The 12882-nt window shown below is 45.8% G+C and carries 9 protein-coding genes and 1 pseudogene; 2 read left to right on the top strand and 8 right to left on the bottom strand.

Annotation, left to right across the window (positions count from 1 at the left end):
• Nucleotides 1-32 precede the first annotated feature (32 nt).
• Both UA76_RS19380 and UA76_RS19385 read left to right on the top strand, forming a co-directional pair.
• Nucleotides 33-551: an NUDIX hydrolase gene (locus tag UA76_RS19380; protein ID WP_047049546.1), complete on the top strand. Its 519-nt coding sequence runs from the start codon at nt 33-35 to the stop codon at nt 549-551.
• A 149-nt stretch (nt 552-700) separates the two neighbouring features.
• Entirely contained in the window at nt 701-1363 is a 663-nt protein-coding gene (locus tag UA76_RS19385) for a hypothetical protein (protein ID WP_052772114.1), read from the top strand.
• Nucleotides 1364-1425: 62 nt separating this feature from the next.
• Here the strand turns inward: UA76_RS19385 and gltS are convergent, their stop codons facing one another.
• The 8 genes and pseudogenes from gltS to UA76_RS19420 form a co-directional block, all read right to left on the bottom strand.
• Nucleotides 1426-2652 (bottom strand): sodium/glutamate symporter, encoded by a 1227-nt coding sequence (gene gltS, locus UA76_RS19390; protein WP_047049548.1) that lies wholly within the window; start codon nt 2650-2652, stop codon nt 1426-1428.
• Entirely contained in the window at nt 2639-2902 is a 264-nt protein-coding gene (locus tag UA76_RS22705; RefSeq protein WP_052772115.1) for a hypothetical protein, read from the bottom strand. Before UA76_RS22705 ends, gltS begins: the two co-directional genes overlap by 14 nt.
• Nucleotides 2899-3969 (bottom strand): patatin-like phospholipase family protein, encoded by a 1071-nt coding sequence (locus UA76_RS19395; RefSeq protein WP_052772116.1) that lies wholly within the window; start codon nt 3967-3969, stop codon nt 2899-2901. The genes UA76_RS22705 and UA76_RS19395 overlap by 4 nt, the downstream gene beginning before the upstream one ends.
• 63 nt (nt 3970-4032) lie before the next feature.
• Nucleotides 4033-5511, bottom strand: a complete 1479-nt coding sequence (locus UA76_RS19400) for an efflux transporter outer membrane subunit (RefSeq protein WP_047049550.1) — start codon at nt 5509-5511, stop codon at nt 4033-4035.
• 11 nt (nt 5512-5522) lie between these two features.
• A pseudogene (locus UA76_RS19405) lies at nt 5523-8586 on the bottom strand (efflux RND transporter permease subunit).
• A 10-nt stretch (nt 8587-8596) separates the two neighbouring features.
• Nucleotides 8597-9679: an efflux RND transporter periplasmic adaptor subunit gene (locus UA76_RS19410; RefSeq protein WP_047049552.1), complete on the bottom strand. Its 1083-nt coding sequence runs from the start codon at nt 9677-9679 to the stop codon at nt 8597-8599.
• Between the two features lie 109 nt (nt 9680-9788).
• Nucleotides 9789-11651, bottom strand: coding sequence for a methyl-accepting chemotaxis protein (locus UA76_RS19415; protein WP_047049554.1), 1863 nt, complete (start codon nt 11649-11651; stop codon nt 9789-9791).
• Between the two features lie 301 nt (nt 11652-11952).
• Nucleotides 11953-12849, bottom strand: a complete 897-nt coding sequence (locus UA76_RS19420) for a LysR family transcriptional regulator (RefSeq protein WP_047049556.1) — start codon at nt 12847-12849, stop codon at nt 11953-11955.
• Between the last annotated feature and the right edge of the window lie 33 nt (nt 12850-12882).

Below are 12882 nucleotides of genomic sequence, written 5' to 3' on the forward strand. Positions count from 1 at the left end.
CCTTGATAGTTAGCAATCGAATTTAAAAGCCAATGCGTCATCTAAAAACCACCACCCATCCCGACATCAAACATTTAGATAGTTGCTCAATCTACAAACGCAATGCAGCACGTGCGATCGCCATTGACGGTGAAGACATCCTGCTTATGTATACTGAGCGTTACCACGACTACAGCATTCCCGGTGGTGGCCTAGATGACGGTGAAGATGTAATAGCTGGCATGGTTCGAGAACTACAAGAAGAAACCGGCGCGCAAAATATCCACAACATCAAACCTTACGGAATATTCGAAGAATTTCGTCCTTGGTACAAAGACGATGCCGATGTCATTCACATGATCTCGTACTGCTATACCTGTAAGGTCGATCGCGAACTGGGTGAGCCTGATTTTGAAGAGTATGAAATCAAAAACGGTATGAAGGCGGTTTGGGTGAACATCCATGAAGCCATCGCCCACAATGAGCAGACCATCGCAAGCAGCCCTAAGAAGGGCATGAGCATCGAGAGAGAAACCTATCTTCTACACCTAATTGCAAAGGAAATGCTCTAGCTTAACGAGTAAGATTGGTTGGATAATAACCAATATTCCTAAATCACTTCTTTCTTGAATTAGTCTAAGCGCAAATGATAACTAGGACTCTTTGCGCTATGCCTTTTTGCTCAACCCATTCTACTGCATCGAATCGAACGTTTTACACGATGAAACCAATCCGTTTCGCGATGTGTCTGCTTGCTGTTACTTACTTTTTACCTGCCCATTCTCATGCAAGCCGGACGACTGATAATCTGTCTTTTGGCGGGGTCCAAACCCGAGTTAGCGATGATGGCTTCCAAGACTATTTTGGAGAAATCTACAATAATGAAGGGAGTAAGTACCTGTTTGGACTGTACTTTGGAGGAAATATTGCGACCGAAAACAGCTGGTATGTTAATGGGGGTGCAGAGCTGGCGACACGCAGCTCGACAACCATTAATCAAGCATATTTAACGGTTGGTCACATCTTCGAGATAGACAGCGATAAAACCTTGTTCCTAGGGGGTGGCTTAACGAGTCAACGATCTGAGCGTCGCTTGTCATGTAAGAAAGATGAAATCATCGCGCCCTGCGATCGCGAGTATCAAACTCGAAAAGATTATGCAGCTATGGCTGAAGTAGGGTTAGAGTGGAACGTCAATCCTCGCTGGGATCTGGTTCCGGCTTATCAGTATCGAGACGTGTACGACAGAGGTCTTCATCAAGTGCGATTTGATAATCATTTTAAGCTGTCCAAGAGTTTTGGATTAGAAGCGGGATACGGTTACGTGTGGAGCAGAAATTTGTCACAGAATGATGTGAGATTTGGGCTGAACTACGAGTTTTAATTGATGTGTAAAAAAGCCCCGCCTTATGTTGCCATAGGACGGGGCTTTCTATTTAGTGGCTTTTACGCGATCAAACGGATGAAGTATGGAATGATTAACGCGTTTGCCAAGTCAATGAAGAAAGCGCAAACCAAAGGTACGATGATGAACGCTTGATGCGAGTTACCGTACTTTTGCGCCACAGCAGACATATTAGCCATCGCTGTTGGTGTTGAGCCCAATGAGATCCCACCAAAGCCAGAACAGACTACTGCGGCGTCGTACGTTTTACCCATTGCAGGGAACACGACAAAGACCGCAACGCCCACCGCCACGAGGAACTGCGCGCCTAAGATGACGAAAATAGGGCCGGCCAAATCGATCAAAGCCCAAAGCTGCATGCTCATCAGAGACATAGCCAAGAAAGAACCGAGAGCGACGTCTGCAATGAGCGCGATTGCAGGTTTACGGGCTGGCCAACGCGTACCAGTAAGGCGAGGGTAGGAATCTGGTATTAGGTTCGAGATTAAAATACCTGCAAATAGGCAGCTCACGAACAGCGGAAGTTCGAGTCCGGCCGCGGCAACAGCTTCGTTGAGAACCGCACCTAAGATGACACAGATGTGAATTGCGAGCAGTGCATCTAAGAAGTCGTATGCATTAATGCTCGGAGTTGGAGAATCTTGGTGGGTGCCAACGTCCATCTCTTCGTTTGTATTGGCTTTTAAGTTGTGTTTTTTAATCAGGTATTTTGCGATAGGGCCGCCCATCAAACTTGCTAGGATCAAGCCGAAGGTTGCGCTGGCAATACCAATTTCCATAGCGGTATCAAGATCGAAGGTTTCGCCAATGCGCGGCGCCCAAGCGATCGCTGTTCCATGACCGCCAATCAAGGAAACACTTCCACTTAGCAAGCCGAATGCTTCAGGTTGGCCGAGCAACGCAGCAAAGCCAATGCCTGTCAGGTTTTGAATCAACATGTAGCCGATAGTGATAACAAGTAGAATGATAAGAGGTTTGCCACCTTTAAAGAGATCCCCCAAACTGGCATTGATGCCAATGGTGGTAAAAAAGTAGACAAGAAGAAGATCACGAGCCGCAAGGTCGAACTGCACATCTACCTGAGTTGCATAGTGCAAGATGGCAAAAAGTACAGAGACAAGAATGCCACCAGAAACGGGTTCTGGAATACTGAATTCCTTCAACCAATAGCTTGCATGAGTTAATCGTCTGCCTAGAAAAAGCACTACGATGCCAAGTGTGACTGCGAGGAAAGATTCAACGCGAAGTACACCATCAATATATTCCATTATTGTTCTCCAAGAGGTGGGGCTCAGAAGCTGATCCAGAGCCAAGTATATCTATTTTAAGGACTTGTTGATAGCCATGCTGAATGAGTGCATCAACTTGAGGAGCGCCGAGTTGGAAGTCTGTCGGGATTGCATTCATATAGTCTGGGTTAGCTGCGCTTTGTAAGTTGATATCAACAAACTGCACCGTACGATTTGGCTGTTGACTTTGCCACTGGTGGAGTCTGTCTTTGACCAGCTTTCTACTCATGTCGTTATAGCGGTGAAGTTGTATGTCGGTCGTTGCCCCAGAATACTAGTCGCCTTGGGGGTAGAAGGTGAAGAGTCAATGTTCCAATCGGGTTTGGTCGCGGCATCGACTGAAATGATGATAATATGTTCCACTTGATTGGTGAGGGCTTCAAACGCTTCTGTATCGCTTTGTACAATGTCATAAATCGCCAATAGTCCTAAGTTGTCAGTAATTCCGCCGTCAATTAAGTGAATGTAAGGGCGCGCTTTTTTGTCCGAATAGCTTGCCAAACCATTCTGAGTCGCTCGCACGTGGGCCGACGTGTCGCCTGAAGAATTCATTCGGTGTGGTGTTACACAGTTGTCGTGATTCTCTAATACGACAGGTGTAAAAATGAAGGGCACGGCAGAGGATGCCGCAACGGCATTCGCAATACTGTAGTCATTGACATTGGAACAAATGAGGTCGAAATATTCCTGTACAAATGAGAAGCGCACTCCACCGCCAAGGTCGGTAGCATTAATTATGATGATTGGGCCGTCATTTTGAATATTCTGAAAGGTTGCATCATCAAATAGCGCCTGATTATAGTAATTAGCCGCCGCAGTAGAACGATCTAGACTCGAAAACCAATAGCGTGGGCTGAACAAAATATCGACTAAATCGTTTGAAAAAGTCTGATACAGAAATTCATCTTCATAGTGTTCAAAAATCTTCTCTTGATATAACCCGTAGTAAGCTGAAGTAAAGCTCCCTCCAGATACCGAGCTTATAACTGCAACCTGATCAAGCAATGTAGATTGTTCGCCATCTTGATCAGTGAAAGGGTAGTCTCGTAACCCCTTTAGTACTCCATAAGACAGAGCTGCAGCACGTGTTCCTCCGCCCGAGAAGCTAAGCAGAACCAAAGTACTTTCTTGTTGATAGTCTTGAGCTTTGCTTTTCAGTGAGTAGGTAGGAGGTGGATCGTGACTAAGCGGCGCTGATGTAATTGGTGAGTTAGTAATGGTTGAAGTCGCTGAGCATCCACTTAGGAAGAGGATAAGAAAGGAAGTGAGAATATTCTTTCGATTGGATCGGGCCATGTAAACCTGCTGTTTCGAGATTGAAAATTGCCTTAGCCAATTATATTGGCTAAGGCAATTGGCTTAAAGTGTAGTTTCAGTTGGAAGAGACCAATCGCCTCCCAAAGCCTTATAAACCGTTACTGTGGCTTGGGCGGTCTGAAGTTTTGCCGCAACACTTCGGTCCTTCATCATGCGCTTTTGCCTTTGCGCATCAAGTACGGACAAGTGATCAATGAGCCCTGCTCGGTAGAGTGATTTCGCTTTATCCACTGCGCGGTCTGTGGCAATTAATGCTTTATCAATCTGAGTCTGATTCTGCTGGCTACGGCCATAGGCAAATAAGGCAGTATCCACTTCCGTGATGGCTGAATCTACGGCATGTTGGTAGTTCAGTGCTGCGGCTTCAAAACGGGCTTCATTCATTTCGATCATCGCATCACTCCTTCCTCCATCAAATACATTCCAGCTCATGCCAACTGCACCGGCCCAACCAAATGAGTCGCTGCTGAATAGGTCATCAAAGCTGCTTGCAGATACCCCAGGTGTTCCTGTTAAGAAAAATTTGGGATATTGATTTGCCATACTAGATGCCAACTCTTCGTTTATTGCAGCCATCTCTCTTTCTGCGATGCGGATGTCTGGGCGGCGTTGCAATAAGTCAGAAGGTAAACCTACAGGAATGCTGCCTTCTAGAACTGGAAGAGTCTGATGTGACGCTAGGCGAATATCAACATGAGACAAAGGCTCACCCAATAAAGTAGCGATTCTGTGTTTGTGAACTTGCTCTGCGATTTCCAACTGAGGGATGAGTGACTCAGTAGCGGCGAGTGACGCTTGCGCTTGGGCGTAGTCGAGGTCAGAGCCAAAACCGCTGCTTACAACTCTTTCAACCAGTGCGAGTGTTCGTTTCTGATCTTCAATGTTCTCTAACATAAGCGCTTTGCGTTCTTGCGCACCTCTAAACTGCAAGTAGTTATGGATGAGGTCAGCAGTTATCAGCGTATTCAGGCCGCTTTGCATGATTTCCGCCTGCTCAACACGAATTTGTGCGGCGTTGCTTTGCCTGTCGATCCGACCAAAGAGATCAGCCTCCCATGCAATGGAAGCCCCTAAAAAACCACCATCGTGTTGATTGTCCAATAAGCTAACGCCAGTGCTTGATTCTAATGTGTCTGACAGCCCAAACGCGGGTCCAAGTAGGGAGTCATTCTTACTCAACTGATAGTTAAAGTAACCGCCTCCTACATTGACGGTAGGTACCTTAAAGGAATCGACCATGCTTTTGTAAGCATTGGCCATTTGGATGCGTTGCGACGCCACTTTTAATGGTATGTTTTGTTGCTGAACGTCTTTAACCATCGTGTTTAAGACATCATCATTTAATGTCTCCCACCAAAACAGTGCCGTGATCGTTTCATTGATGGAGTCATGAGCACCAGTCGCGTTTAGGTAGGTGTCCGCCATAGACACCGTGGGTTCAACGTAATCTGGTCTGACAGCACAGCCAGAAAGAATTAATGCCAGAGCAATCGGAGTGAGCGTCTTATTAGAAATGTTCATTGTCTTCTCTCCTATGCGTTTTCAATTTCAAGTGAGCGTTGAGTTGCAGTATCGCTTTGTTGCTCGTCTTTACTCGTGAGCTTGTACAAAGCAGGCATGACCAGTAACGACAGGACGGTTGCAGCGGCTAAACCACCAATGATGGTTGCAGCCATTTGATCAAATAGCAGGTCACTGATTAGAGGTATCATTCCTAGAGCAGTGGTGAGAGCCCCATGGAAATTGCCATGGTTCGGTTTATCGTTGCCGCTTTAATCGCATCGGAAAGGTTAAGACCATTCTTTCTTTCGAGTTCAATTTGGTCCATCAAGACGATACCGTTTTTTATGATCATGCCGGTGAGAGTCACCGCGCCGATCAACGCCATAAAACCAAAAGGTTTATTGAACGCCAGCAGTGAGAACGTTGCACCGATCGAAGCCAAAGGCAGTGTCATCAGTATGATGAGAGGTTGCTTAAACCCGTTAAACATAGCTACAAGAATGATCACCATAATCAACATAGCTTTTGGCAATTGCTTCAGAATATCGCTAACCGCTTTGTGTTCATCATAGTACTCGCCGCCCCATTCCATGCTGTAACCGTACGGGAGGTGAATGGCTTCAATATCGTCTTTGATAGCATTTCTTACGCGAGCAGGAGTAGTATGGCTTTCAATCCCTGCTTGAGCGGTAATGGTTTTCACTCGGTCACGTCGCCAAATCATGCTCTCTTCTGGAATCAGTTCAAATCCATCGACGACTTGCCCTAGCGGTACACTGTGATTGCCAACAATGGATTTGACGGGCAATGTTTCCAATGAGCTCATGGTTTGGTTTGAACCTCGAAGCTGAATTGGGATGAGTTCGTCATTCAGGTTCATTTGGCCTAAAGGCATACCGTCAGAGGCGCGTTTCAAGGCAAATGCGATATCCGCACGATTAATCCCTGCTAAGCGGGATTTATCTTGGTTAATAATTGGCACAAGCGCCTTGCTTTGTTGACGCCAGTCGTCACGCACATACTTGCTATCAGGGTGTGCCGACATGATGTCTTTCGCTTGTTGTGCTAGATCACGCAGTACCACAGGATCTGGCCCAGAAAATCGAGCTTCTACCGAGAACTTGTCAGAGGTGGCCAGTTTCAATGCTCGGAATCTTGGCTCTGCATTCGGGAAGGTTTGTGCAAGCCATACATCGCCACGCTGAATGAGAGGTGCGATTCCATGGAAGTCAGAAACATTGATGAGGATCTGACCATACGATGGGTCGATTGGCTCCGGCTCTACAGTTACTGAGAAGCGAGGCGCACTCGCCCCAACAGCTGTCGAAATACTCTCAACTTCCGGTTGCTCCAACAGCCAAGTTTCAATCTTGCGCATATCAGCGGATGTTTGCTCAATCTTTGCACCATTAGGTAGCCAATAATCTAAGAATACGATTGGACGATCGGATTGGGGAATAAAGTTGACGGCGATGTAGGGAACCGCAACCGCTGTTGCAATGAGTAGCGGAATCAACCCCGACAGTGCTTTGATTGGGTTATCTACAGTCCATTGAATTATTCGATGGAACAAATTTGGTTTTGCATCTTGATCGAGGACTTGTGGTTTTAAGAGTAACCAACACATTAGCACCGTGAAAGTCATGGCCACTAACCAAGACAGTAATAGTGAGGCCGCGACAATATAGAAAACGGAACTTGCGAACTCCGCAGCGTCAGTTTGTGAGAAAATGACTGGGCTAGCACCCATAATGGCGATAACTGTTGCGCCTAAAAGTGGCAAGGCAGTTTCTTTTACCGAAGAGATAGCGGCTTGAGTGCGTTCCATCCCCTTAGACATCTTCGCTCTCATCATATCGGCAATCACAATGGCGTTATCGACCAACATACCTAATGCAAGAATGAAGGTGCCTAAAGAGACACGATGGAGGTCAATTTGCTGTAGATTCATGTAAATGAGCGTTAGCAAAATCGTAATTAACAAGCTAGCGCCTACGATGGCTGCGCTTTTGAAACCCATGAAGATAAGAAGCACAATGAATACAATCGCGACACTTTCCAAAAGATTCCATACGAAGTCATCGATGGCTTTTTGAACCTCTTCGGGTTGGTAAGCTACGGTAGAAATCTCGACGCCAATTGGAAGCTCTTGTTCGTATTGTTGGATGACTTCACGAATGGTGTCACCTAAAGACACAACGTTGATTCCGTTGACTGGGCTAACGGCGAGAGTCACTGCAGGCTCACCATTGAATCGATTTTCAATCAACGCAGGTTTTAAGTAACCCATTGTCACGTCGGCAACATCACCAAGGCGCACAAGCCCTGTGCCTAATTGACTGACACCACCTCGGATTACGAGATTCTTCACATCTTCAATTGATTGGAACTCACTACTTTGTTTGATTCGGATACGTTCTAGCCCAGCGCTGAACTTACCCGCTTCAAACGTCATATTCTGAGTATTGAGCTGATTCCAAACTTGAGAAATCGATAAACCATATTGGGCTAAGCGTTCATCCGGAATATCAATGTAGACAACGCGAGGCTGCACGCCGTGGAGCTCAATTTTCTTTATGCCATCGACCGTTTTGATTCGTCGTTGAAGCTCTTCCGCATACTGTCGCAGTTCCATCGGAGTGGCGTCATTGCTGTGTATTGAAAAAAGCATGCCGTACACTTCGGAAAACTCATCTTGGACAATGCTAATTTGTGCGGTGGAAGGGAGTTGAAGAGATACATCATTAACTTTACGGCGCAATATGTCCCACTGTTGCGGGAGTTTGTCCGAATTCAAACTCTCTTTCAAATCGACAAACACCATCGACACGCCCGGCTTTGATAGAGAGCGTAGCCGGTTCAGTTCACCCATTTCTTGAAGCTTGGTTTCAATAGTGTCCGTGACTGATGTTCGACTTCTTCGGCGGATGCTCCAGGGTACAAAGTGACAACGACCGCTGTTTTTACGGTAAAGCTTGGGTCTTCCAGTTTTCCGAGATCGTAATACGAATAAAGTCCTGCGATGATAGATAATACGGTGAAGAACAGTACAAATGTTCGCTGGCGAATAGCAAATTCAGCAAAATTCATCATGAGTGCGGCCCTACAGTGTTTTCACAATTAGGTTATTGACTACATCACCATCTTGGACATAAGGCGCACCGCTGACCACGATATAATCACCTTGCTCAAAGGTGCCATCGACGCAGGCTTGGTAAGCGTCAAGCGAGCGCATTTCAACACTTTGCTTTACGATTGTGTTGTTGCGTACAAGGTTAACGTGTAGCGCGTCTCGTTCTCCGACTAATGCTGAGTAGGGAATGCAGTAAGCAGAATTTGTAATGTCACCAAGTTGGCTAGACACAGTAACAGAGCGGCCCGGTAGTAGAGATTGGCTTGGCTCATCGATGGTAAAAGTGACACCATAGGTTTGCTTGATGATATGAGGGAATGTCGTAATTTCGGATACGGTAGCGGCCAATGTCTTATCCGATTGGTACCAGCTGACTTCGCTCGAATGGCCAAGTGAAAAGTCATTGATCATCGTCTCTGGAACATCGATGGTGACTTCAAGCTTTTGGTTGTCTTGCAAATCAATGACAGAAACGCCCGGCAACGTTTGTTCAAAAGCATCGAAGTTTACACTGCCAATGACGCCGTCAAATGGCGCTTTAAGCTCTGTATAACGTAGTGTGTCGCGAGCTCTTTGAATGTTTTTGTCGATGACTTTTACCGCAGAAAGGGCGCGTTCATAACCGCTCACAGCGCGGTCCAGATTAACACTGGCAATCGCCTCGTCTGCCGTTGCTTGTTTTACTCTCGCCAGTTCAGCTTGAGCGAGGCGTAATGCGGATTCGGCTTCAAGTTGACGTGCTTTTAGCTCTTCCAATGTGACTTGGTAATCATGATGATCTAGACGGGCGAGAACCTGACCGCGCGTGACGCTGTCACCTTGTTTAACCAAGATTTCTTCTATTGTACCGGGAACACGGAAGCTTAGACCCGCTTTGTGTTGTGATTGGACGGTGCCATTAAAGTGTTTGGTCGCGCTTGATTTACTGTTGGCTAATTCGATGACTTGAATGGGACGTTCAAAGTCGGTTTGGACGCTGGGTGGAGTTTGGTTACACCCTAACAGACTGACGTATAAGCTTCCAATGCATAAGTGCTGAATAGATTTTTTCATAATATGGTCCTCTTTTGTTGGAGCCATACTACAATTGAACGGTGTTCAGATAATTATCTAGTAATGAGAATCACTGTCTCAAAAATTGAGACAGTGTTCTGGAAGGGTTTTATACTTTGAACTGATTCATAGCTGCAGACTGTTCTTTAGCCAGAGCATTTTGTTCATCTATAAGAGCTGAGGTGTGATTGTTGCGCTGAGAGATTTGCTGCGACAGTTCTTTGATTGTCACAGTATTTGTATTGATCTCTTCAGCAACCAAGCTTTGTTCTTCTGCTGCAGAGGCGATCTGAAGATTCACCTCAGTAATGCTTGAAACGGCTTGTTTAATGTTTGATAGAGCTTCACTTGCAGACTGAGCGCGCTCCACCGTTTCTGACGCCAGTTTATGGCTGTTTGCCATCGCGCTTGATGCGCTGGTAGCCCCTTGTTGTAGCTTATCGACCATCTGGCGGATTTCATTGGTGGATTCTTGAGTACGCTGCGCCAGTGTACGAACTTCATCCGCAACGACCGCAAAACCACGACCAGATTCACCTGCACGAGCCGCCTCGATGGCAGCGTTAAGCGCGAGTAGGTTTGTTTGCTCAGCAATGCTGTTGATGACTTCAACCACAGACTCAATCGCTTCAGTCGAATGCTCAAGTTCATTGACGATAGACACCGCCTGTTCCATTTCACTTGCCAGTCGTTCAATAGACAGGGTAGTTTGAGAAACCAGTTCTGCACCCGCACTTGTAGAGCTATCTGCAGACTGCGTTGAATCAGCAGCTTGTTGTGCGTTTTGTGCAACGAGAGCCGAGGTAGTGGACATCTCATTCATCGCTGTCGCCAACTGTTCGACTTCTTGAACTTGGTTGTTGAGAAGTTGGCTCGACTCCATAAATGCAGATTGTGCATCTTCTGTCACCAGCGACACCTTATCTGTGGTGGCTTGAGATGTTTTCACCAATGTTTGGATCTTCTCGACAAACAAATTGAAGTTTGTAGCCAGTCGTTTGAACTCTTCGTCGCTATTGGTATCAAGGCGCTTGGTTAAATCACCATCGCCAGATGCAACGTTTTCCATCGCATCGTTTAGAACATGCAATGGTTTGGTTAAGTAATTCAGCACGAACATGAAAATACCAGCAACAGCAACCAAGGCAATCAGGGTTGCGAAGACTGAGTAGTTACGGATATCGAACAAGGTTTGATGGGTCATATCGTAGTCAAGAATGATACCGACATACCAATCTTCACCCGGTATGCGATGGAAGTCGAGGTAAGCGTCCTTTCCATTAATGTTGGTAATGACAGACTCACTACTAATAGGATGTTGACCGATGGCTTTGGACAAAGGCTCCCCATTAAGGCGTGAATTGGGATGACTGATCAAGCTACCGTTTTTATGTACGATAAACATCGTAGTATCGAGGCTATGTTTATTGTTGATAAGACCTGAAAACGACGTCAAATCAACATCAAAAAAGCTCACCCCGAGTAACTCATTGCTTGCGTATACAGGGTAAGAGATTGAAATCAAAATCGCGCCTGTACCTTCGTCTCGATACGGCTGAGTAATCGCACGATCATTGTTTTTCATTGCGTCTTGATACCACGGGCGACCACGTGAATCCCACTCCTGTGGCGGTATCCAGTTATGATCGTTATGCTTAATCGCACCATCGGACTCAAACCCCATGCCTGCGGTAACAAAGTTCTTTCGAACCGTTGAAGTGTTGAGCAGTTGATCAAAATCGCCCCTATCCTGATGAGAAAACTGCTCGGAAATGTATTGGCCTAGGGCGTACTTACCATTGATGGTTGCTGAAATCAGAGAAGACGTCTCCTCTAGCGTGCGATCAATCTGCTGATCGATGGTTTTCTCGACATTGTTACTGACAGATATGTACTGAATGGTGGACAGTATAGAAAGTGCAGCGACGCTGATGAGCGCACCAGCGGCTACGATTTTAGTAGTGAACTTCACGGCTTACCTACGAATAAAAAGCACCTATTAAATCGACTGGCAGAATTATTTAGGAATTTCCGTTATTCTGAATATCCAGTGGATCATTTATCGAGCGTTCATCTAGTAAAAAAAGAGGGTCGTGCTTTACTAAAATTCAGACTCGAACCGTGTCTAGATACACCAAAATTTCATTAAATTGTCATTCTTAAGTAAAATTTGGATTATAAGTCTAAAATTATTAATAAAGTAGCGATTAAAATTTACTATGTGACTGTTTTATAAAATTTTAATTGTTATCACTGTGTTTCAAAAAAGCAGTTTAACTGGCTAAAACCTCGGACAGAGACGGTATTTCTTTCGTTAAATAATCAATCAGTGTTCGGCTCGCATGGGTAAGCGTATTTAGAGGTGGATGAAGTAGCCAAGCCTTATCGATTTCACTTTCCGTGTCTTTTAGAACAAAGACCAGTTTGCGCTGTTTCAACTCTTTATGAATCATAACTTCAGGTAAGTAACCAATGCCACGGCCAGCTATAGTGGCAGATTTCATAAAGCCTGGGCTGTTGCACATGAGTTTAGGATTGACTTCAACATTCTGTCCGTTGAGCTTCCAAACATTATCGACGTTACCATTTGGCCAACGAAAACAGATACTCGCATGGCGCGGTAAATCTTCAATACTTAGGGGCGTACCATGTTGTGCGAGGTAGTCGGGAGAGGCCACTAGGCGACGTTTAATATTCAGAACCTCTTTGGCGACCACATTAGAGTCGTACAGCTCGCCACCGTGAAAGGCGATATCGAGGCCATGTTCAAGTAGTTCATCAAAACCATTACGGATGGTTCGGACATCTAATGTGATCTCCGGATGAAGGTCTTGAAAGGCGAACAAGATGGGCTGGACGAGTTCGTGAGTTTCTGGAAGCAGCCCAAGCTTAATCTTGCCTTTGAGGTTGGTGTTGCGAATATTAATTTTGTGACTCGCTGTGTCGATTATCTCAAGCGCTTTGAGCATCTCATAGTAGTAGGCCTCGCCACTGTTTGTGAGCGACAAGGAGCGTGTTGTGCGATGAAACAACTTAGCGTTGAGCTGGATTTCTAACTCGTGGATCTTGCGGCTTACTTTGCCGCGCGGAATGTCAAAAGCGTTGGCGGCGGCGGTAAAGCTGCCAAGTTCAACTACCTTGGTAAATAGTTTTAAGTCATTGATTTTCATTGTTAGGCTTTGGGGAACAGGAAAGCTTGGCGT

Source organism: Vibrio mexicanus (genome assembly GCF_001012815.1).
Lineage (GTDB): Bacteria > Pseudomonadota > Gammaproteobacteria > Enterobacterales > Vibrionaceae > Vibrio > Vibrio mexicanus.